This window comes from Gelidibacter gilvus, assembly GCF_004115975.1.
Lineage (GTDB): Bacteria > Bacteroidota > Bacteroidia > Flavobacteriales > Flavobacteriaceae > Gelidibacter > Gelidibacter gilvus.
The window spans coordinates 18,789-42,554 of record NZ_SDDZ01000008.1 but is presented as its reverse complement, the minus strand read 5'-3'; the positions used below and the strand labels follow the sequence as shown (position 1 = coordinate 42,554).

At 36.4% G+C, this 23,766-nt stretch carries 22 protein-coding genes; all 22 read right to left on the bottom strand.

All coding sequences use genetic code 11. From position 1 onward, the window contains the following. On the bottom strand, positions 1 to 960 hold the full coding sequence (locus tag ESZ48_RS13165) for a glycosyltransferase family 2 protein (RefSeq protein WP_129017969.1): 960 nt from the start codon (positions 958 to 960) through the stop codon (positions 1 to 3). Beyond that, a complete protein-coding gene (locus ESZ48_RS13160) occupies positions 951 to 2,189 on the bottom strand; it encodes a glycosyltransferase (RefSeq protein ID WP_129017968.1) in 1,239 nt (412 codons plus the stop codon). The genes ESZ48_RS13165 and ESZ48_RS13160 overlap by 10 nt, the downstream gene beginning before the upstream one ends. After that, positions 2,190 to 3,089 (bottom strand): polysaccharide deacetylase family protein, encoded by a 900-nt coding sequence (locus tag ESZ48_RS13155; RefSeq protein WP_129017967.1) that lies wholly within the window; start codon positions 3,087 to 3,089, stop codon positions 2,190 to 2,192. Continuing rightward, complete coding sequence (locus ESZ48_RS13150) at positions 3,089 to 3,994, bottom strand: hypothetical protein (RefSeq protein ID WP_129017966.1); 906 nt, start codon at positions 3,992 to 3,994, stop codon at positions 3,089 to 3,091. Before ESZ48_RS13150 ends, ESZ48_RS13155 begins: the two co-directional genes overlap by 1 nt. Beyond that, the gene (locus ESZ48_RS13145; protein WP_129017965.1) at positions 3,994 to 4,233 is read right to left on the bottom strand and encodes a phosphopantetheine-binding protein; all 240 of its coding nucleotides are present in this window, start codon (positions 4,231 to 4,233) and stop codon (positions 3,994 to 3,996) included. The genes ESZ48_RS13150 and ESZ48_RS13145 overlap by 1 nt, the downstream gene beginning before the upstream one ends. Continuing rightward, complete coding sequence (locus ESZ48_RS13140; protein ID WP_129017964.1) at positions 4,226 to 5,956, bottom strand: HAD-IIIC family phosphatase; 1,731 nt, start codon at positions 5,954 to 5,956, stop codon at positions 4,226 to 4,228. The genes ESZ48_RS13145 and ESZ48_RS13140 overlap by 8 nt, the downstream gene beginning before the upstream one ends. Before the next feature lie 36 nt (positions 5,957 to 5,992). Next, positions 5,993 to 7,180, bottom strand: a complete 1,188-nt coding sequence (locus ESZ48_RS13135) for an SDR family oxidoreductase (protein ID WP_129017963.1) — start codon at positions 7,178 to 7,180, stop codon at positions 5,993 to 5,995. Then, positions 7,177 to 8,064, bottom strand: a complete 888-nt coding sequence (locus tag ESZ48_RS13130; protein WP_129017962.1) for a glycosyltransferase — start codon at positions 8,062 to 8,064, stop codon at positions 7,177 to 7,179. The genes ESZ48_RS13135 and ESZ48_RS13130 overlap by 4 nt, the downstream gene beginning before the upstream one ends. After that, positions 8,061 to 8,492, bottom strand: coding sequence for a GNAT family N-acetyltransferase family protein (locus ESZ48_RS13125; protein WP_129017961.1), 432 nt, complete (start codon positions 8,490 to 8,492; stop codon positions 8,061 to 8,063). The genes ESZ48_RS13130 and ESZ48_RS13125 overlap by 4 nt, the downstream gene beginning before the upstream one ends. Positions 8,493 to 8,711: 219 nt before the next feature. Beyond that, positions 8,712 to 9,911 (bottom strand): ATP-grasp domain-containing protein, encoded by a 1,200-nt coding sequence (locus ESZ48_RS13120; RefSeq protein ID WP_129017960.1) that lies wholly within the window; start codon positions 9,909 to 9,911, stop codon positions 8,712 to 8,714. Position 9,912: 1 nt separating this feature from the next. Further along, entirely contained in the window at positions 9,913 to 10,995 is a 1,083-nt protein-coding gene (locus ESZ48_RS13115; RefSeq protein WP_129017959.1) for a DegT/DnrJ/EryC1/StrS family aminotransferase, read from the bottom strand. Next, positions 10,992 to 12,434, bottom strand: coding sequence for a lipopolysaccharide biosynthesis protein (locus tag ESZ48_RS13110; RefSeq protein WP_129017958.1), 1,443 nt, complete (start codon positions 12,432 to 12,434; stop codon positions 10,992 to 10,994). Before ESZ48_RS13110 ends, ESZ48_RS13115 begins: the two co-directional genes overlap by 4 nt. Before the next feature lie 173 nt (positions 12,435 to 12,607). Further along, positions 12,608 to 13,480, bottom strand: a complete 873-nt coding sequence (gene rfbA / locus ESZ48_RS13105; protein WP_129017957.1) for a glucose-1-phosphate thymidylyltransferase RfbA — start codon at positions 13,478 to 13,480, stop codon at positions 12,608 to 12,610. 71 nt (positions 13,481 to 13,551) lie between these two features. After that, positions 13,552 to 14,601, bottom strand: coding sequence for a dTDP-glucose 4,6-dehydratase (gene rfbB, locus ESZ48_RS13100; RefSeq protein ID WP_129017956.1), 1,050 nt, complete (start codon positions 14,599 to 14,601; stop codon positions 13,552 to 13,554). A gap of 245 nt (positions 14,602 to 14,846) precedes the next feature. Continuing rightward, the gene (locus ESZ48_RS13095; RefSeq protein WP_129017955.1) at positions 14,847 to 15,767 is read right to left on the bottom strand and encodes a 3'(2'),5'-bisphosphate nucleotidase CysQ family protein; all 921 of its coding nucleotides are present in this window, start codon (positions 15,765 to 15,767) and stop codon (positions 14,847 to 14,849) included. A 164-nt stretch (positions 15,768 to 15,931) separates the two neighbouring features. Then, on the bottom strand, positions 15,932 to 16,507 hold the full coding sequence (locus ESZ48_RS13090) for an acyltransferase (protein ID WP_129017954.1): 576 nt from the start codon (positions 16,505 to 16,507) through the stop codon (positions 15,932 to 15,934). Between the two features lie 502 nt (positions 16,508 to 17,009). Beyond that, positions 17,010 to 17,966, bottom strand: coding sequence for a Gfo/Idh/MocA family oxidoreductase (locus ESZ48_RS13085; RefSeq protein ID WP_129017953.1), 957 nt, complete (start codon positions 17,964 to 17,966; stop codon positions 17,010 to 17,012). Between the two features lie 515 nt (positions 17,967 to 18,481). Continuing rightward, entirely contained in the window at positions 18,482 to 19,507 is a 1,026-nt protein-coding gene (locus ESZ48_RS13080; RefSeq protein ID WP_129017952.1) for an NAD-dependent epimerase, read from the bottom strand. A gap of 10 nt (positions 19,508 to 19,517) precedes the next feature. Continuing rightward, entirely contained in the window at positions 19,518 to 20,909 is a 1,392-nt protein-coding gene (locus ESZ48_RS13075) for a UDP-glucose 6-dehydrogenase (RefSeq protein ID WP_129017951.1), read from the bottom strand. Between the two features lie 67 nt (positions 20,910 to 20,976). After that, positions 20,977 to 21,924: a GDP-L-fucose synthase family protein gene (locus ESZ48_RS13070; protein ID WP_129017950.1), complete on the bottom strand. Its 948-nt coding sequence runs from the start codon at positions 21,922 to 21,924 to the stop codon at positions 20,977 to 20,979. Positions 21,925 to 21,926: 2 nt separating this feature from the next. Then, the gene (gene gmd / locus ESZ48_RS13065) at positions 21,927 to 23,042 is read right to left on the bottom strand and encodes a GDP-mannose 4,6-dehydratase (RefSeq protein ID WP_129017949.1); all 1,116 of its coding nucleotides are present in this window, start codon (positions 23,040 to 23,042) and stop codon (positions 21,927 to 21,929) included. A 168-nt stretch (positions 23,043 to 23,210) separates the two neighbouring features. Continuing rightward, positions 23,211 to 23,672 (bottom strand): UpxY family transcription antiterminator, encoded by a 462-nt coding sequence (locus ESZ48_RS13060; protein WP_129017948.1) that lies wholly within the window; start codon positions 23,670 to 23,672, stop codon positions 23,211 to 23,213. Positions 23,673 to 23,766: the final 94 nt, after the last annotated feature.

Sequence of the window (23,766 nt, the reverse complement as noted above, 5' to 3'; positions counted from 1 at the left end):
TTAAAATTTTATGACATTCAAAATGTACGATTTAATTTTAAGCATCGGTAAAAACCCAATTAATTTTGCCCCCTTTTTAAAGTTTTCACCACCTACAGGCCACATTTTCATATATCCTAAATCGTAAAAATGAAATTTTGCCTTGGCTACCAGATCAGAATGCACATTAAAATTGCGATAGATGAAATTTAGAAATGTATATCCAAGCCCCTCCTTCAATTCATCGGTCAATCCATAATCGGAACAGGTCTTTTTATTTAATATTAAGGAATTCAATAAAGAATCTGCTTTAACCCAACTTGTATTTTGAGATTGCGAGATCGAATCAGGATTTCCAGATCTGTAATACACCTTCGCTGAAGTAGCATATTTAATACTGGATGCGTTCACTAAAACACGGGTGAAAAATTCGCCGTCTTGGTTAATTAACAAGTCCTCATTCCATTGACCTGCCATGATTATGATCTGCCTTGGGACCAACCAACTATGAACAGCAGCCATTCCTTTCCCACTCCAAGAATCATTTAACCACATGTACGCTTGGTCATAATTTTTATTTATGAATTGATGATTGGTAGCATATTCATCGATAAATCCAACAAATCTGATCCATTCACAGAAATAAATAGCGTTCAAACCAAATTTGGAAGCCAAATTCATTTGATCATGTATTTTATTCGGACTTAACAAATCGTCCGCATCCAAATATTGGATATATTCTCCCTTTGATATTTCAAACCCATAATTACGTGCAGCACAAGCTCCTTTTCTTGGATTTTTTACCAATTTTAGATTTGGTCTATTGAGTTTATTTACCAACTCGAAGCATCCATCTGTTGAATTGTCATCAACTACAATAATTTCGATATCCTTATAAGTTTGATCAGAAACAGAGTTTAGTGTCTCTTTAATAAATTCGCTACTATTATACATTGGTATAATAACTGAAACTAAGAACATTGTTGCGCTAAAAAATCAATAAAATTCTTACTATTTTTCGCTAAATCAAAAGATTTTAGATAGGATTGCAATGCTTCCTGACGACGTAATTGATGTAATTCAAAGGTCTCGTTGGCTAAGACTTCAATAGCATCGACAACCTCTTCAACCTCTGGGTTCGAATTTAGTAAAATGCCGTTTTTTGAATTTACCAATTCAGAAATGCCACCTACATCTGTCGCGATTACAGGAATTGAAGCAGAGAATGCCTCCATGATTACCAATGGCAACCCTTCAGTTTCACTAACCAATATTAAGGCATTGATGCCGCTTTTAGAAAAATAAGATCGAATAGCGTCTGGAGTTAACCAGCCTAAAAACTCCACCTCGCAGGTGGGATTTTTGGCACTCACTTTGGCCACGATTTTTTTTAAGTTATGTAAGGCATCTCCAGGTCCATCACCAATATGCGTCCATTTGATTGGTATTTTAACTTGTTTTAGCGCTTCTATAATAAGCTCCACCCTTTTTAAAGGTATAATTCGAGACACACTTATGATGTGAAATTTTTGTCTATTGCTCACTTCATTTTGTGCCATGGCATTGGCGCCCAAATAATGTAAATAGTATTTCTTTTTAATAAACGGATATAACTCAGCAGCATAATTGCGACCGTGTTCACTTATAAAAGTACAAATCTTAGAGCGTTTTAATATTTCCTTTTTATAAGGAATATAATTGTTATGTCTAAATTCATATAAATCATAACCATGCATTCTACAGACGATATGTCGGTAGCCCCATTTGTAAAGTAATGGCACAATTAAGGCATTGTGCATGGTCCATTGAAAGAATAAAACAATCTGTCCCTGTTCTTCTCTCCTATCCTTGAGTTCCTTGAATATATCCTTTTGTACAATAATATTGCTATACACTGTAGATAAATACCAATCCACAACACCTTTTTTACCGTGTAATAAAGCTTTAAAAATTTCAAAATACCAAGGTTGTGGTTGTGTCGATGCAAACACATGTTTTAAATATTTTCGTTTTGCGAAAAATGACTTCCTTAAAGTGGGATTAACAACGCGCACATTTTTTGGAAATGTAAAAGTATTATCCTTTATATAGGTAAAAGGCACAATAACAACCTCATCGAACTCCATTGCAGCTTGGTTAATTTCAGCAGATTTCCAAGTATAATCATCCGAAAACGGGTAATTGTCCGTAAAATAATAAATTCGTTTCATTTAATTATTTAAATGATTTAATTTATCATAACTTTTTTGAAATGGACTGAAGCTATTAAATACGGATTGCAAATTTTTGGTATCTACAGAGAACCTTAAAAACGGTTGTCTATAAAAAGTATTATAACCATGATGTGCTAAAAAGGGAACAACACCCAATTCTTCAGAAATTTCCAAAGTATCTGCATTCCAATCGTGAGGCTTACCAAATGGAATCGCGAAATGCGGCACATAATTAGGCCATCTTTGCATATGTTCAATATTCTTTAGCAGATTTTCTTTCTGTGCTTCACGTGATAGCATAGAAAACCGTAAATGCTCGTGACCATGTAATCCAAAATGAAATAAGGGGTTGGTGCATTTTTCAAAAGCCTCATAGTTTGCATAAAATGGCGAATCGCGACCGCTATATTTTTCGTTACACTGATTTTCCAATTTAAGTAGTTCATGATACGTATTGTGATCTATTGTGTTTCTAATAATTGGTGCTGCATTAATTAAGTCCATATCCTTAAAATAAGGTCCCAAATTATACCAATAACCAATTTTTTCTGAACCGTATGCCGTATTAATGAAAAAAGTTGCGGGAATTTTCAATTGCTCTAAGATGGGCAATGCCAACTTGGTCATGGAGGCGTCGCCATCATCAAAAGTGATACTTATTAAAGTTTCGTTGATGGTTTTATTTTTTAAAGCCTCCAACCCCTCAGTAAGTGATACTATTTTAAAATTTTGTTTTAGAAAAGAAAGATGTTCTTTAAATAACGACACACTATTCCAAATATTCTCATTATGAATATTTGGATCAAATGTTTCACCAATTTGATGGTAGTTCAGCACAACAAGTTTTGATTTAGGCACCAACTGTTTCTTTATTCGATTTTTAAGATTATTTATCATTACTTATCTCCAATATTTAAATAAAAAACTTCAGAATATAAATAATCTATCATCGGGATACCATCTTGATTGGCTTTGACATAAATAGTATCTTTGTACTGAGTATCTATACGATCTGAAGGTAAAACTTCAATAAATGATTCAGGTAAAACCAAACCCCCAACTTTTTTTTTGAAAAACAAATAATGAATCAAACTATCCACATTTTCTATTAACATTTCAGGAGAATTTGTGTAATGTACTTTATAAAGAAAATAGGATTTTGTGACCAATGGCTTCGTAGTCAGTGACCTGGCTAAATTATTTATTTGTTTTACCCATGCCGGTTTTTTATCAACTGCCTTTAAAACCAATTCAAGTGTTTTCTCTTGATTTGGTAATTTTAGATTTAAACTTAATCCAATATAGGGCTCGTGCCATTTGGTAATAGCTGATTGAATCGGTATGGATTTTATCTTGACTTGGGCAAGAAAAGATGTCATGCTATATGAAGGCTTTATTATAGTATTGACTATGCCTAATTTTGAGAACTTTAATTGTTCCAGTATCTGCGCAACCTTGCCGTTTGCGCTAAAATTGGTAACAATACCATCTTTCAACCGCATGTATGGCATCAAGAGTTTTAAAGATTGTTTTCTGTAAGCCTCTTTTACAATCCAAGTGTGTGAATTATAAAACTTAACGGGTATATCATCTATGGTTCGATAATATGTAAAACAACCAAAATACCCTACCATGGGTTGTGTTTCAATCGACGTATCTATTAGGCAGTACCCCAATAATAAATCATGATCAAAAAATGCTTTTTTGAATCCGTCAAATGGTTGCTTGCCATAGACTTCGATAAATAACTGGTAAATTTGATCGAAATCATACTTTTCGACCTCACGTAACGTAACCGCCACTACACTTCTAATTTTTCCTCAAGATTGATCTTGATCAATTGAAAATTGAGCAGGTCCAAAATTTCCTCATCTTCAAATTCGATGTCAAATTCTTCCTCCAAAGCAGTAATTAGGTTAATAGTACCGATAGAATCCCAATTGTCCAAGTCATCTGGTCCAGTGTCTTCGTTAATATCTGTGGTTGGAACATCAAATACCAACGCCATGATTTCTTTTAATTTCTCTTCAATATTAGGCATAATTTACTTTTATATAATTATAAGCATTTGTAGCTGCAAAACTAGGTTTTTTCATTGCATATGACTTCCCTGCTTCTGATTCCTCTATAAGTTCAAAATGTATCTTATCATAAAAATCAACAACTTGAGCATTTTTTTTACTGACTTTATATTGTGCTTTTAAAAACTCGGTTTTCTTAAATACTTGCGAAAGCACTTCTTCTAAAAATTGATATTCAATATTTCTTCCCAGAATCCGGCAACTCATCAATAAGGTATCAATGCTTGCGATATTCTCTTCAGTGTGATGGATAATGCAAAGTCCAGTGATACCACTATCACCAAACTTATCCTTAACACTAAACGCAAAACAATCATAGTCAGCATTGTTAACAAAATGTTCTATTTGAGATTCAGTATATCTTTGCGTGGTCAAGTTAAATTGGTTGGTTTTCTGGGTCATTTGTGCCATTCGAGAAATGAGCTGTGCATCATTTATGTGAATGGTCAATTCTAAATCCAAAGATTCCAAAAACCCCGCAAAATCTTCAAATTTTGTTTCAGCATTGGCGCGCTCAACATTCTGCTTGTATTGTTCAAGTTTTTTGGCATCTTCTTCACTTTCGTTAAGTTGAATAAAGTAATTTGACCACTCTTGCTGATCGATATAATATTGAACAGCATTTTTAGGTACTTGAATGGTGGTTACGGAAGGTACTTGATCACGCATCATCTGTACTTCAAAGTCAGAATCATCAACAAACACGAAGGAATCAATCCCAATGTTGAGTTGCTCAGCTAGTTTCTTGAGATTTTCTCCCTTGGGTTCCCAATTTACTTTTTTTGCTACTAATTGGTCCTCTTTTAATGACAGATCCAAATGATCGCTTAAAACAGCATCCACATCGGCCGCATTATTCTTACTAGCCAATGCCAAAAGCACGCCTTTTTTGCCCAGACCCATTGCTCTGTATTGTGCTGCTGCGAAAGGTTGACCTTTGTACTCATTCTCATCCATGCCAATGTTATCATCCCCATCTTCTCCCAAGATACCTTTCCACAAAGTATTGTCACAGTCCAGTGCTAATAGTTTATTGACTTGGCCCGTCAAAGCATTAAAATAAGGCTGTACCAATTGCACATAATTCCAATAAAAATCATGTTTGTAGAGCAACTTATTTTTAAGATAGCCTTTATAATCGATGGTTTTATCAATCCCAGATTGTACCATGCATTTATCAGTATTGATCCACTTGATGGACGATGGTGCGTATTGCTCACAAAAATGATTGAGACGACCTGCAAGCGCTTCAAGCGCACCATTTTGCGTCTGCAAAAAAGTGAAGGGCAATGCCGTAAACCGGTTCATAATTACTAAAGATGCTTTTGAAAGCGCATCAAAAGTAAGCTTTAATTCATGTTGTATTTTTTGTTCCAGTGCATCTAAATGTTCATCTGTAAAAGTGTCGATTTTATATTCCAACCCATGCAAACAATTAGCTATCTCCCAAAAAATAAGAACGGTTTTATGCTCCACATTTAAATCTTGTGCATTTTGTACAATGTTATCATAATCGCCAAAAGCCACTTCAGCCCTAATTTTGTGCACTGCACAACTATACTTTAAGTACTCCTTAATGGGATTGGTAGTAATATTATTAAGCACCAGCAAGTCAACAGTGTGTGGCTGCTGTTCTTTCTTCAACTGTGCATTAGCTTTTAAAAGTTCTAAATAACTGTTCATTTCAATATTGACTAATGATTTAAACTTGTTTAATTATTACCACATCACCTGACCACCATTAATACGAATGGTCTCTCCAGTAATAAAACCACTTTTTGATGAATCGGCCAAAAACACAATGGCCTTGGCTATATCCTGTGGTGTTGCCAAACGTTTGAGTGGCGTTTTTGCTGCGGTGAGCAGTTTTACTTTTTCTGGAATTTCACTTACCAGATTCGTCGGTGTAAGACTTGGTGAAACTTGATTTACCCTGATCTTTTTTGTTGCCAAATCCAATGCCATAGATTTCACGAAGCCTTGTAAAGCAGATTTCGCTGTAATGTAATGCGACCAATTATTACTTGGATGCTCAACAACCTGAGATGAAATCATGACTATAGAAGCATTACTTTTGAATAAGGAATTCCGCAAACAATCTTGAATAATTGACAATGGAATCTTAATGTTTATATCCAATTGACTTATAAAATCACTCCACTCCAATTTTTCGAAGGGTATTACTGGAATTGGAGTGGACAAAGCATTAACAAAAGCGTCTATCTTTAATTGGTAGCGCTCCAAAAATTGTCCAAAAACCATATCAAAATCGAGTTGATTTGAATTAGCTTTTAATAATAGTAATTGATTGTCTGAAAATTCTCTCTTTATTTTTAATAAGGCTTCTGAAGATGAGTTATAATGTGCAATAACTTTCCAGTTTTGCTTAAGCAATAATCTTACTGTTTCATAACCAATACCTCCAGAGGCCCCTAAAACTAAAGCTACTTTTTGAGTTTCCTTAATAGTTTCATCAATCTCTTTTGGCTCCTCCTCGGTGTGTTGTACCAACTTTACTTTGGCAACACCTTTAGTAACTTGTTGTTTATTTTGATTGAAAATATTAGTTGAAAGTTCAATTATTTCATCACGATCATATTTCTTTATGACCTCTGCAATTACAGTTATTGTATCTCCTATTCGAACAGGTAGCAAGAAATCAAGACTTTGGGAATACCATAAAGCACCATCACCTGGTAACTTAGTACCGATTACTGTTGAGATGAAAGACGCACCCAACATACCGTGAGCTACTTGTTTTTTAAATGCCGTTTTTTTTGCAAATTCAGCATCAACGTGCAATCTATTATCATCACCTGTTAATTCCACAAAATTAGAAATATCTTTTGCGGTTAAGGTATGAGTCACTTCTGCCGTTTGACCTATTTGTATTTCAGCGTATTTCATTTTACAAAGTTAAAAGCACCTCGAATAAGAGAGCGATTCAATTTAATTATTTTGTGGTTCAACATTATATTAAACAATTCTTTTAATTCTTTCTTATTATCTCTACCAGAAGCTCGAAATGCGGTAAATACTTGACTTTCTAAGGATTTTTTAATTAATCTTGAATTTTCATCATTACCTTCACTTTTCATAAAAATAGCTAGTAATCGCGATTTCTGATAAGCCTTAAAAAAATCAGATTTTTTAGAAAAAATACCTGCATTGTGGACTCTATAAAGTGCTAAATACTGTGGTAAATAATAATAAGGTCTTTGCATGGTTACTAATAAATGCAAATACCAATCTCCTATAGACAATTGTTTAATCACATCTAGAGAATCAATATTGATCAGTTCATTTCTAAAGAGAATTGTATTGGAATGAATTTTATTTTGGAAGACGATATCCTCAAAACATATAACCCCTTCCTCTTTTAGAGGAATTCGCTCTTCTGATTTTTTTTCAATATCTCTACTAATTACTTCTCCACAAACACCTCCATATTTCGGATTCTGCTCTAAAAAATCAACCTGCTTTTGGAGCTTATTTTCGTCTATCCAATAATCATCGCCTTCACAGAACGCAATGAACTGACCCTTTGCATTTCTTAAACAATTTAAATAATTCGCATTAGGTCCTAAATTTTTTTCAGGATATATTCTTTTTATTTTGTTTGGGTGCTTCCCATAAAATTGATCTATGATTAATCTAGAATTGTCAGGTGAACAGTCATCTCCAACTAATATTTCATACTCAAACTTAGTTTTTTGATCAGTCAATGACTGAAGAGTTTCATGAAGATATGATTCGTGATTATAGGACAGAACGATTATAGAAACTTTCATTTCAATTGATGCTTTAATATTAATTTACTGTCATGTATACTTTCGGAATCAACTAAGAAACCCAGTTTCTTATAAAAAGAAAATGCTCTGAGGTTTTCTCTATCAACTTCCAATTTTACAACCTTGGGAGAAACTAAATTAATTAATTCGTTATATATCTCTGCGCCTCCACCCGGTTTTAAACTACACACTAATGTAATGTATACAGAGGGTTCTATAGGACTTACAATATAGTAAAACATGAAAGCTAATAATTCGTTTTCTTCTTCGATAATTAAACAATTGGCATTTTTTTGTAATTTCTTGGCATACTCGTATAAATCAAGTTCGGACGACAAAATTGGAACAAAATGATGATTAACACTTACAATTAAATCATGTATAAAACTAAATTTAAGATTTTCCTTTTGATAATGCTTAACTGACATCTATGATTTAATTTACTTCGGATTTCAAATTCTTTTTAATTAATTGCAATGCATACTGGAATAACAATGTGCTTTTTAAACTAGCAAATTCATTGGACTATGAAAACTCAAAAATAAATCATTTAAATAATAAAGTTTCCATGCCCATAAAAATTTAGGTTGAAAGGAAATCTCTTGTATTTTGTTTGTTCAATATTATAATTTACAATTCTTCCAAAATTAATTAACTATAACTTTAATATACTTTGTATAATCAGCCAAAATAGATTCTAAGCTACTTGCATTTTCACATTGAAGAACTAAAGTTCCAATTGTTTCATTTGCACCTATAAAGGCATTCACCTTATCTCCTTCATTAACCCAGATATCGATTTCTTTTAAATATTCATTTAACACTGGTTCTATATATAGCTCTTTAAAGAATCCATTCACATTACTATATAATATTATTTCAGCCCAACTACCATTATATTTAGGTTGAAATACTTTCGATATTTCTTCTCCTAAAGCTGCTTGAATAGACATCGAAATTAAATCAATACCAGTTACTGATTTTACCATTTCAGAAAGTCTATTCCCACCTCCTCTAGGCGAAACCTCCATGATGTATGCTTTTCCATTTGTAGCCTCACGAACTTCAATATTATAGATTGATGACTCCATTTTGAGCAGGGTGATTAATCTTTGTAATTCCGATTTTAAATAATTCTGATTTTCTTCAGAAATAGATGAAGGCCAACTATACGCTGATGGGGTATATGGGTTGGGAGAATTAGCATCAAACCGTTGATTGGAAAATGAAACGAATTTTAAATCTCCATTAACAGAAAAGCTATCTGAATCTGAAGAAAATGTTTTTCCTTGTAAATAATCTTCAATAATAAATGTCTTAGAAGGCGAATTAGAAAGGGCATTTTCAATTGCTTTAGGTAGTTCATCTTCGTTACTCACTTTCATAACCCCTTTGCTACCCGCTGAATCAACAGGCTTTACAATTACAGGCAATTCAAAATCGGATATAGTTGAAATTGCTTCATAATTATTGTTAAATGTTCTTGATTTTGGAACATTGAAATTGTGCTTTTCTAAAAACGCTCTAAACAATCCTTTATTTTGGAGAATATTCACTGAATTATACGGGCCAGGACTAGGTATGTTCATGTTTTCTGAAACATATGCCGCTGTTGTAACCCCAGGATCAACAGCAAAAGACATAATACCGTCTATTTTTAACTTTTGTGCTAATTTTAAAACAGCGTCTTTATCAAGTATACTAACATTATGATATTCATCTGAATACTTATGAGCTATATTTTCAGGTAGATAGTCACAGGTTATAACATAATGCCCCATATTTTGAGCCGCTTTAATGACCGGTATTAAATACCTTAGACCGCCTAAAAGTAATAATTTCTTCATCTTAATTATTCTGGATTCGCAGTAAAAGCCTACTGATCAACTCAACTTCTTCCACTGTCAAGTCATAATACAATGGTAAGCAAAGAACTCTTTTCGCAATATCATCGGTAACCTCAAGGTCTTTTGGTTCTACATATGGTAATGAATTTGCTAAAGAGGGATAAAAATAACGTCTAGTGAATATTTCAGTAGCGGCTAATCCTTTCATACATTTTAACATTAAAGATTCATCATCAAATATCAAAGCATAATATGCATAGTTTAAACTTCCCTCTCTATGAAATACTGGTTTAACAGCTTTTAATCCTTTTAGATTCTTATCATAACCTTCAGTTAGAAGTTTTCTTTTTAAGTGTATGGCATCAATATAAGACAAATTAGCCAAACCCATTGCTGCATGAAATTCGGAGTTTTTACCGTTAATTCCTAATTCAGCAAAAGACTCTGGACCATCGAAACCGAAATTTCTAACGTATGCCAATTTTTTCAATAAACTAGCATCTTTTGTGATGACTAAACCACCCTCTACAGAATGATACAATTTTGTTGCATGCAAACTGCATATACTAATGTCACCATACTCAAAAATAGATTTACCATAGATTTCAACGCCAAATGCATGTGCGCCATCATAAATGATTTTTAAGTTGTGCTTTTTAGCTATTCTGTCGATTGACACTACATCACAAGGATTCCCGTACACATGTGTCGCTAATATCGCCGTTGTTTTTTCGGTAATCGCGGCTTCTATTTTGGTAGCATCTATGTTTAAGGAATTCTTATCAATATCCACAAATACAGGTTGGCAACCTTCCCAAACGATACTGCTAGTAGTAGCCACAAATGAAAAAGGTGTTGTAATAATATCACCTTTTAAATCTAAAGCCTTAATTGCCATTTGAAGAGCCACGGTTCCATTAGTTACAAATAATAAATGCTTAAGTTTTAATTCGGCCTTAAGTTTCATTTCTAACTCACTAGCTAAAGGCCCCATGTTAGTTAGCCATTGACGTTTCCAAATACCGTTGAGATAGTTTTCATATGCCTCCTGAGGAGGTAAAAATGGTTTTGTTATTGGTATCATTTTCTTTTTAATACGATTATTTTAAGTTCTTTAAATATACTTAGTTTAACAATTTGAGCTAATAGGATAAATGACAAAACGCCAACGGTTCCACCGATAAGAAGCCTGACGAAATCAATGGCATCAATAGTTACCATAAATATATCGATAATATAAACTAAAATTCCTGTGATCATTGCTAACAATATGATGGGTGCCAACTCTTTAATCTGCTCCCAAGCTGGATAGTCAATAAATTTCCCGCTGTAATGCGTGTTTACGAAAAAACTCAACATAGAAACTATGACGCTTCCATAAAGTAAACCAAAAATACCAAACTGGAAAGAGATTAATATAACGATAACCAATAATATTTTTTTAACAATTTCAAGTTTAAGAAATAATCCACTTTTTCCTTTAACATTCAAGATTTGTAAATTATAGGCATGTATGGGATAAAGAATTCCACCCACGCATAAAATTTGAAAATAAGGAACTGATGGCAACCATTTCTCTGTAAATAAAAAACGAAACAATGGCTCCCCTAATACTGCCATAATTATTAGTGTAGGAGCGATAAAGAAAAGTACCATTTGCATAATCCTTTTATAGATACCCCTTAATTGCACATTATTATTTTGTACTTCCGAAAAAAGCGGATAGGTGATTTTAGTCACAATCTGACTCAAACTGCGAACGGGTAACATTTGAAGTCCGTCAGCTTTATAGTAATATCCCACTTGTGAAGCCGCAAAGAACTTACCGATGATAATGGTATAAGCGTTAGTAAAAATTGTATCAATGAGACCCGAAAGCATTAACTTAAAACCAAATCCGAAATGTTTTCTGAACCGTTCTCTATCGAAAACTAACATAGGTTGCCATTTCGAGTGAAACCACAATTGTACAGTAGATGCCGTAGATTGAATAATACGACTATACACCAAACTCCATACCCCATAGCCATAAAACGCCAGCAATATCCCTGATATGCCTCCGATGATCATTGAGGGCGTGGAAACTATCATTTGCGTTTTAAAATCCATCATCTTATTTAGTCTTGTCGATTGGATTGCAGAAAAGGCACCTATGATGAAAGTAATCCCTAAAACACGAAGAATTGGAATTAATTCCTGTTGGCCAAAAAAGTCGGCAATCAGCGGGGCAGAAACAAAAGTAATGGCATAAATTACTACACTTCCAAACAAGTTAAAATAGAACACCGTAGAATAATCCCTATTATCTACTTCACCAGAACGAATTAACGATTGTGTAAGTCCACCGTGGATAAGTATATTACCAATGGCGATAATTACTGCAACCATGGCCAAAAGACCAAATTCGGCTGGCAATAATAATCTTGCCAAAATGATTGAAATAATAAATCCAATGATCTGGTTGCCAAATTGTTCTAAAGCAGACCAAAATAAGGCGGTGAGAGCTCTTTTTTTAAGCGTCATATAATATTTTAAGCGCAATAACGCTTATATTGAAATTTTTCTTTTGCAAGTTTTTCATAAAAACCGATTTAACAACGGTTTCATTAAAAGGCCTAAAGAAAGTCATAAGTGCACTTTCTTCAAGAAAGATGTGGCTACTTTGGTTATGAATAATCACTTCACTTTCCGCTTATTTATTTTGAAATTATTAACTTTAGATAATCAAAATAATCACCTTTTAGGTTTTCAATTTCTTTAGCGACCTTCTCTTTGCTAACCCATCCATAATTGATGGCTATTTCCTCTAAACACGCAATTTTAAGACCGGTACGCTTTTCAACGGCCTTAACAAACTCAGTAGCTTCTGTAAGCGCCTCATGGGTGCCAGTATCTAACCATGCAAATCCTCTACTTAATATTTGAAGTTTTAAATTCTCATCCTCTAAATAAGCTTGATTTACTGAAGTGATTTCTAATTCGCCACGATGGGAGGGTTTAACATTTTTCGCAATTTCAATCACTGAATTTGGGTAAAAATATAAGCCCACTACTGCAAAGTTGGATTTTGGATGTTCAGGCTTTTCCTCTATACTGATGACATTGTGTTCTGCATCAAATTCGGCAACGCCGTAACGTTCAGGATCTCTTACATAATTCCCAAAAACTATGGCCTTTCCTTTTTCTTCAACAGATTTTACTGATTCCTTTAATATTTTTTGTAATCCTGAACCGTAAAAAATATTATCTCCTAACACCAAACAAACATCGTCATTACCAATAAATTCTTCACCCAGAATAAAAGCCTGTGCCAATCCATCTGGACTCGGTTGCTCCTTATAAGTCAAATTAATTCCAAACTGACTTCCATTTCCAAATAGCTGTTTAAAGTTTGGAAGATCATGTGGAGTAGATATAATGAGGATATCTCTTATCCCAGCCAACATCAAAACCGATAAGGGATAATAAATCATCGGTTTGTCATAAATGGGCAATAACTGCTTACTCACTGCCAAAGTTAATGGGTGTAATCGCGTACCTGATCCACCTGCTAAAATAATTCCTTTCATTTTTGACCTTTCTAAAGATGTATTATTAAACCTATATTATATATGTTGTCTAGTCGGATAAAACTTAAGAGCTATTTGTATTGTTTGCTATAATACTCCAAATAATCACCACTCGTGACGTTGTTCAACCAAACACTGTTACTTAAATACCAATCGATTGTTTTCGATAAGCCCTCTTCAAATGTTACCGTAGGACTCCAACCTAATTCCTTGTTGATTTTTGTGGCGTCAATAGCGTATCTCAAATCGTGACCTGGACGGTCTTTTACATGAGTAATCAGTTTTTCACTAGTACCGGGTTCTCGGTTTAGTTTAAGATCCATTTGTTGACATAACAACTTGACTAAATCAATATTTTTCCATTCATTAAAACCGCCAATATTGTAGGTCTCTCTTAATTCACCTTTATGAAAAACCAAATCAATTGCAATAGCATGATCGATAACATACAACCAGTCTCTTGTATAATTTCCATCGCCATAAACAGGGAGTGGCTTTTCTTGAATCACATTATTTATAAATAATGGAATTAGTTTTTCTGGAAATTGATAAGCCCCGTAATTATTTGAGCAATTGGAAATTACATAAGGTAAATCATAGGTTTCCCCATAGGCTCTTACAAAATGATCTGAACTCGCTTTTGACGCAGAATATGGCGAATTTGGGCTATATGACGTCGTTTCTAAAAATAAACCTTCCTTCCCTAAGGTGCCATAAACTTCGTCGGTACTAACATGGTAAAACAACTTGTTATCCCAGTTGTCTGACCATAAATTCTTAAACGCATTCAGCAAAATCATGGTGCCCATAATATTGGTCTTTGCAAATGCCAATGGATCTGTTATTGATCTATCCACATGCGATTCTGCTGCTAAATGAATAACACTATCTGGTTTTTCAGATTTAAACAAATGTTCTATAAAAACTTCATCGGTAATATCCCCTTTTACAAACTTATAGTTTTCCTTATTCTCAACATCCTTTAGATTCATGAGATTACCTGCATAAGTCAGACTATCTAAATTTATAATTTGGTAATTGGGGTATGTATTAACAAAAAGTCTCACAACGTGAGATCCTATAAAGCCTGCGCCCCCGGTAATTAAAATTTTTCTTTGCATATCTATACGTTTATGTTTGTTGACTATTATTTGATGACTATTTTAATAGATCAGTTACTTTTATGTTAAGTTTAAATTAGAAATCTTGCCTTAAGCCACTCCGCACTTAATATGGCTCCGCCCCTATCACTCCCATTAAACTCATTAACGTCATGACAAACAGCTATTTAAACTAAAGCCTAAAACACTAGAATCAGTATTTTAAGCGGCTGCAAAATTACGACAATATTGAGAAAATACCCTTTTTAAAGTGGCTTTTGTTTCTGAACGATAAACCAATTGTTTAAAAGCTCTTTCCTATTGTACATTATGGGCTTTTTAGTTTCCCAATCTACGACTTCAATTCCGGACTGTTCGCAAATAGCTTGTCCTGCGGCAGTATCCCATTCCATGGTTGGTCCAAATTTTGGATAGCAGTCCGCCTGTCCCTCTGCAATCAGGCAAAACTTTAATGAACTGCCTTTAGAGATGATGTTGATATTATCATACTTATCACGTATTTGTTGAATATAGGCGTCTGTTTCTTGAGATGGATGCGAGCGGCTTGTTAGAATGGTAAAAGTCTCGTCCTTTCTGGGTAAAGGAAGCTTTATGGCACATTTAATTAAATCATCAACATCAAAGTGATTGATATTTACATTAACCTTATATGAACCTGAAGTTGAACTTGCCCGCCCTTCGTTCGGGTGAAAAATTGCCTGCCCATCCGTAGCTCTGCGAAGGAGGGAAGTTGCCTGCCTGTTGCCCGCCTGAATGACCTTGTCGGGCAGGGCGAGGCAGGAAAAATATAATTCACCAGTAACTGGCACAAAAATTACACCCAATACTGGTTTTTGATTTTCAATTAAGGCAATATTGACGGTGAATTCGCCATTGCGCTTAATAAATTCTTTGGTACCATCTATAGGATCGACGATCCAGAGTCGCTCCCAATCTTTGCGCTCAATGTAAGGAATGGATTTCCCTTCTTCTGAGAGTATAGGAATGTCCGTAGTACTTAAGTGAGCCATGATAACCTCGTGAGCAGCCACATCTGCTTTGGTCAATGGTGAATTATCGTCTTTAAATGCCACCTCAAATTCATCGGAATTGTAAATGTCCAAAATGACTTTCCCAGCTTCTAAGGCAGCGGTGATGGCGGTATGTAGGTTTGAGGGATGAGGCATTAGGGATTAGGCATTAGGGTTTCAGTTCAATTTTTCAGGCTCCACTTCGACAAGCACACTACGAAAAGCTCAGTGCCGGTATTGGTTCAAAGGTATTCGTTAATCGTTGTTCATTAATTTGAAATTTGCATGCTTAATACTCAGAACTTAATTCTTAATACTTATTACTCAGTACTAAACACCATATCATCCTCCAATCGATAAGCCGCTCCCGTTTCCGGACAGGTTGCCAAATGGACTTGATCAAATTCTAATTTATGACCGGCCTTACTCACCCAACCTATTTGTCGCCCAGGATTTCCGACCACTAATGCAAAATCAGGGACATCTTTGGTCACCACAGTGCCGGCACCAATAAAGGCGTAGGAACCAAGCGTGTTTCCGCAAACGATGGTTGCGTTAGCGCCAATAGACACACCTTTTTTTAGTAAGGTCTTTTTAAACTCCTGTTTTCTGACAATAAAACTTCTGGGATTGATAACATTGGTGAATACCACCGACGGCCCAATAAACACATCATCTTCTACTTCAACACCTTCGTAAATAGAAATGTTATTCTGCACTTTAACATTGTTTCCAATAGTTACGTTGGGTCCTACCACACAATTCTGCCCAAAGGAACAGTTTTCACCAATGGTCGTATTGGCCAAAACATGACTGAAATGCCAGATTTTGGTATTGTTTCCAATGCTCACATCGGCATCGATATAACTGGATTCATGTACGAAAAAAGTGCTCATAGAAAATAGGCATTAGTAATTAGGTGTGAGGGACTTGCCCGAACGCAACTTTTAGAACGGGTGGGTTAGTATTCAGTTGGCAGTCCGCAGTCTTCCCGCCTTCGTGAAATACTTCGGACGGGCAGGCAGTTGGCATTTTTCGCTCTGCACTCTTCTCAACTTCCCTGATTAGTCTTATCCCTTGTTCGTAATCAAAAATCAACATTCTTCAACCCGCCCGTAGCGAAATGGCACGTTTGGGCGGGTCGTTAATCAGTCTTAGCATTTCGGTCACCGGTCTCCCGTCATCTGTCATCCGTCTTCTTCTCATTAGACACTACCCACTCACCACTCATAACTCTGAACTCATAACTCGAAAGTCATCCGTCTTCCTCTCATTAACCACTACCCTCTCCCCACTCATAACTCTGAACTCATAACTCGAAAGTCATCCGTCTTCTTCTCATTAACCACTACTCTCTCCCCACTTATCACTCACCTCTCATAACTCACCTCTCACCACTCATTTCACCAACCTACAAAACGGATGATAATCTCCTTTCAAGCCAATAGGGTCGAGGTTTCTGATAGCAGACACCGTACTGATGGATCCATAAGCCTCATCAAGACCAAATCCGTTACCTTTTAATATTTCCTCATAACTTTTTGTGTGCAGGTCTGCAAAACCCCCACTAAATTCTATGGCTTCATCATCAATGGTTATGGAACGGAACGTTGTGTGACCATTATTTTTCATGGCGTCAGGAATATAATTATAGTTCACCGATAAAAACCATCGGACGTTGGCGTTTTTTAATTTCAAAAAGCCCGCGTTAGCATCCGCAGACTTTAGATGGACGATATTTTCCTCCACCTCGCCAAAAATCCAACATAACATATCAAAAAAATGCACCCCAATATTGGAAGCAATCCCTCCTGATTTGGATTCATCGCCTTTCCAAGATACAAAATACCATTTACCTCTTGAGGTCAAATAAGTCAACTCAATATCATATAGTTTGTCAGGATCATTTTGCAACTCCTTTGTAACCTTCTCTTTTAATGCGACAATAGCAGGATGAAGCCTTAATTGCAGGATATTGTGAATTTTCTTTCCTGTCTCATTTTCAATAACTTTCAACTGATCCACATTCCACGGATTCAAGACCAAAGGTTTTTCCGAAATGGCATCTGCCCCACTTCGCAATGCAAAACGAATATGGGAGTCATGTAAATAGTTTGGGGAACAGATGGAGACATAATCGATTTTATTCCCGCTATCCCGTCGCCATTTATCCACAAAACGATCAAAGCGCTCAAACTCCGTAAAAAAACTGGCTTGGGGAAAATAACTGTCCATCACCCCAATACCGTCATAAGGATCCAAAGCAGCCACCAAGGTGTTACCTGTTTCCTTTATGGCTTTCATGTGACGGGGCGCGATATAGCCTGCGGCACCGATTAAAGCGAAGTTTTTCATGAGGTGAGGCATTAGGGATTAAGGATTAGCGGATTGACGATTAACGATTAACGATTTTTGATTTCTGAATGTTGATTTTGGGCTTGACTTGAATCTTATTAAAGTGCCTGTTAAATTATTTAATTTTGAGTTCTTGCCCTAATTAAAGGCGAACAATCCCCAAGAGCCATCCTGGCGTCCCTTGCGGTAAACTTTGCGCCCTAGCGGTTAAATTTGAACATAAAGCTAACGATGTTTTTTTCGCAATGACAGCAAGGACAAAAGCCTTTGAATACTTTTCCTTATTTCGTTAATAGTCTTCTCTCTCAAAATAACACTGGCTAATATTCATGAGATTGCTTCGTCATTCGTGCCTCATTCCTCGCAAGGACGCCTTCATTTAGATTCGTGCTTTTGTATCAAATATTTTCAATGTTTTAGGACTCTAGTCTTGATTCTAATAGCGAAGCGGTCTTGATTCTAGATTCTTGATTCTAAAAGCGACCTGTGCTGAGCGCAGTCGAAGCAAGCCGTCTTTATTCTTTTTTATAAAACCCCCGATACCACTTCACAAAGGCCGCTATTCCTTCAGCAACCTCAGTGTCGGGCTGATAGTTAAAATCATTTTTTAATAAGTTGACGTTGGCATAAGTCTGTTTGACATCTCCAGGTTGCATGGGCATCATTTCCTTGATTGCTTTTTTCCCTAAAGCTTCTTCTATCGCTTCAATATACTCTAAAAGCTGCACAGGCTGACTATTCCCAATATTGTAAAGTTTATATGGTGATGCATTGGTGGAAGTGTCCAGTAATGTTTTCACGACCCCTGAAACAATATCATCAATATAGGTGAAATCGCGAGACAGATCGCCGTTGTTAAACACCTTCACAGGTTGCTCATTGAGAATGGCTTCAGTAAACAGGAACATGGCCATATCAGGACGCCCCCAGGGGCCGTACACTGTAAAAAACCGTAAGCCAATCGATTCAAAACCGTAGAGATGGCTGTAGGCATGCGCCATCAACTCATTGGCTTTTTTGGTTGCGGCATATAAGCTTATGGGATGATCCACATTAGCCGTTTCCTCAAAAGGTACCGCATCACTGTTGCCATAAACACTTGAACTGCTCGCATAGACCAATTTTTGGACTTTGTAGTTGCGACAACATTCCAAAATATTTAAAAATCCCGTCAAATTACTATCCGCATAAGCCTCAGGGTTTTCTAAGGAATAACGCACTCCAGCTTGAGCTGCCAAATTGCAAACGAGATCAATAGTATGTGTCTCAAAAAGTTTGGGCAGAGCAATTCGATCTTCTAAATTCATCTTGACAAAGATCATCCTATCACCATAAGTGGAACTTGATGTAGAATTCAACTCTTGAATGGCTTCACTTTTATCAATACCTAACGCTTCTAAACGTGCCAATTTTAAATTGACATCATAGTAATCGTTAATATTATCGATCCCGATGACCTTGTGACCTTTTTCTAAAAGCGCTTTGGATACATGAAAACCTATAAATCCAGCTGCTCCGGTAACCAATATCGTTTTTGACATAAGCTTAGTGTTATTTCCCAATGGCATAAAAATGGAAGCCTATGGTTTCTAAAGCCGACTGATCCAAAATTCCGCGACCATCAAATACAAACGCCGGTTTTTTCATCTCGTCATAAATTTTTTGCCAATCGTAGGTCTTAAATTCATCCCATTCCGTTAAAACAGCTACGGCATGCGAATCTTTACAGGCGTCATAAGGATTAAGAACTGTGGTTAAATTCTGTTCGTTATCGGCTTCAGAACGCGTATTGAGATAATTAAGGTCTGCCTGCATTTGTTGAGCAGTTACTTTTGGATCATAAACAACGATATGGGCTTGCTCTTCCATTAATTGATCTGCCACATAAATGGCAGCAGACTCTCGCGTATCGTTGGTGTCCTTTTTAAAGGCCCAACCTAAGAAGGCGATTTTCTTACCTGAAATGGTATTGTAAAGCGTTTGAATGATTTTAGAAGCGAAACGGCGTTTTTGATAGTCGTTCATAATGATGACTTGCTCCCAATAATCGGCTACCTCATTTAATCCATAAGATTTAGCAATATAGACGAGGTTTAAAATATCCTTTTGAAAACAGGAACCTCCAAACCCGACCGATGCTTTTAAAAATTTTGGCCCGATTCTGCTATCTTTCCCAATGGCGATGGCGACCTCGTTGACATCAGCCCCTGTCACTTCACATAATTCTGAAAGTGCGTTGATGGAAGATACCCGTTGGGCCAAAAATGCGTTGGCGGTTAATTTTGATAATTCAGAAGACCATAGATTGGTGGTCAGAATATTTTCAAGTGGCACCCATGTGGCATAGATATCCACCAAAGCTTGGATGGCTTCAAAGCCTTCTTTTGTTTGTTCACCTCCAATCAGCACACGATCTGGCGCCATTAAATCCTGTACTGCAGTGCCTTCCGCTAAAAATTCTGGATTGGACAGAATCTGAAATTGTACCCCATTCCCGGTATTGTGCAAAATACTTTTGATGGCTTGGGCCGTCCTTACAGGCAATGTAGATTTCTCTACAACGATCTTATCCGTTTTGGCGACTCTGGCAATCTGTCTTGCGCATAACTCAATATATTTTAAATCGGCAGCCATCCCCTTCCCTTGACCATAGGTTTTGGTGGGTGTATTGACCGAAATAAAAATCATATCGGCAGCTTCAATAGCGGCATCAACGTCCGTACTAAAAAATAAGTTCCGATTTCGGGCGCCTGCCACAACTTGATCTAAACCGGGCTCGTAAATAGGCAACTTACTCAGGTCTTCGTCATTCCAAGCGGCAATACGAGCGGCGTTGATATCCACAACGGTTACTTTAATGTCTGGGTTTTTTTGTGCAATGACCGCCATGGTAGGGCCTCCAACATATCCAGCACCAATACAGCAAATATTCTTGATTTTCATTCTCTTTAAGTATTTTTATTAGATGTCAGATTAATTCAAAAGTCAGCTGACACAAATCATTCTTATTTTATAAAATATTCTTTTTTATCGACTTCTGATTTTCAAGAAACCACTCGTAAGTCATTTTTATACCCGTATTCAAATCAATTTTAGCCTGCCACCCCTGCTCCTTTAATCGGGATACATCCATTAATTTACGTGGGGTGCCATCAGGTTTTGAGGCGTCCCATTTAATAGGACCTTCATGCCCCACAATGTTCTGAATGGTTTCAGCTAACTCTTTTATGGTCACATCTTTACCCGTACCTACATTATAGAGATGTTCAGGAAGAACATTTTCTAAAGCATAAACCACCGCTTGTGCCATATCATCCACATGAAGGAATTCCCGCATAGGCGTTCCACTTCCCCATAATTCTACAGTTTCATTGGTCAGTTTTGCTTCATGGAACTTTCTGAGCATTGCAGGTAAGACGTGGGACGATTTCAGATCGAAATTATCATGAGGTCCATATAGATTTGTCGGCATAAGACTGACAAAATCTTTTTTGAATTGCTTTCTAATGGCTTCACAGGCTTTTACACCGGCAATTTTCGCAATAGCATACCACTCGTTAGTGGGTTCTAAACTGTCCGTCAACAAATAGTCTTCTTTTAAAGGTTGCGGTGCCAACTTGGGGTAAATACACGAACTTCCTAAAAAGATGAATTTTTTCACTTCGTTCTGATGAGCGCCATCGATCAAATTATTTTGAATTTGAAGATTTTCCATTAAAAACATATAAGGGTGTTCACTATTGGCCAAAATGCCGCCAACCTTAGCAGCCGCGTCAATCACAACCACAGGTCGTTCACGCTCATAAAAATCAGTGACCTGAGCCTGGTTTCGCAAATCGAGTTCCTTACTGCTTTTCCCAATTAAGTTGGTGTATCCTAAATGGCTGAGAGCCCGCCATACGGCAGAGCCTACCATCCCATTATGGCCAGCAATATATATTTTTACATTTTTATCCATGGCTATTCAAAATAGTTCAGCGTCTTATGACCTCCATCTTTTAGGTACTGTTCTTTCTGCATGAGTTTAACATCGCCTTTCATCATATCCTTAACCAAATCCTGCAAATTGAGTTGAGGCACCCATCCTAATTTATTTTTAGCTTTAGAAGCGTCTCCTATTAGAAGATCCACCTCTGTTGGTCTGAAATATTTAGGATCAACATTCACCACTTCTTTTCCTATTGGCAATTGAAATTTATCATTATGGCACGCTGTTACAAAGGCTTTTTCTTCAACTCCTGAACCTTTAAATTCTAAGTCAACCCCAACCTCCGCAAAGGCCATTTTTATAAAATCTCTAACCGTGGTGGTTTTTCCTGTAGCAATGACCCAGTCTTCAGGTTTATCTGCTTGAAGGATCATCCACATCATTCGGACGTAATCCTTAGCATGCCCCCAGTCTCTTTTAGCATCCAAATTCCCTAAGAAAACCTTATCCTGTAAACCAAGAGCAATTCGGGATACCGCACGTGTAATTTTTCTTGTAACAAAAGTCTCACCTCTAATTGGGGATTCGTGATTGAACAAAATACCATTACAAGCATACATGCCATAAGCTTCCCGGTAATTGACCGTTATCCAATAGGCATACATCTTGGCAACTGCATAAGGCGAACGCGGATAAAATGGCGTGGTTTCAGATTGTGGCACTTCTTGAACTTTTCCAAAAAGTTCAGATGTGGAGGCTTGATAGATCCGTGTTTTCTTCTCCATCCCTAACAGACGTACTGCTTCCAAAATTCTTAAGGTTCCTAGACCATCTGTATTTCCAGTATATTCAGGAATTTCAAAAGAAACACTAACGTGGCTCATTGCGGCAAGATTATAAATCTCGTCAGGCTGGATCTCCTTAATCAGTCGGATTAGGTTAGTACTATCGGTCAAGTCACCATAATGTAAGAAAAAATTTCGATCTTTTTCGTGTGGGTCTTGGTATAGATGATCAATCCTATCGGTATTGAACAAAGAAGTCCGTCTTTTGACACCATGAACTTCATAATCTTTATTCAATAGAAATTCCGCAAGATAAGCGCCATCCTGACCAGTAATTCCAGTAATTAGTGCAATTTTTTTCATTTTAAACGTATAATTGATTCTTAAGTAACTTAATGGCTTCGCCATTGACAATCACACAAACCTGTGCAACCACCTGATATAAAGCGAACTATTTAATAACTAAATTGGTTGAATTTAGCCCCAAAAACAGGCAAAAATAGGATTAATTTATAGAATGGATGGACTGTTTTACTTAATTTTTAACTTTATCACGAAGCCCAAATTGTGCAAAACAACCCAACATTGGTTTCCTGAAATATATTTTACAGTACCTTTATTTGCAGCGAAACCAAACTCCTTTAAATTGATTTCATGACCTACGTCAATCTTTTCTGTAGAGATGACTTGTTGCTTTTGGTTGGCAATGTCTTTGAGCACTTGCACTTCCTTTTCCGGTACAATAGCAGGTTCACCCAACCAGAACAGATATCTAACTGCCCCGGGAACCGTAAAAACTTTTGCGCGATCTTTTTCAGCGATGTTAATCAGGACCATTGAAGGCAATAGCGGCACGATAACTTTCTTCTTACGGTCACTCCATTGCCTTATTTCTACTCGGGTGGGACAACAGATTTCAAATCCATCTTTTTCCAACCGATCGGCAACTTTAAGTTCGTATTTGGGTTTTGTAATGAGTACGTACCAAGGCATGGGCTCCTGTTTAGATGAATTGGGTTTACAAAGATAGGAAACTGTGAGTCAAAATCACGAAAGCCACAGAATTTAAAATGATTGAATCTCCTTT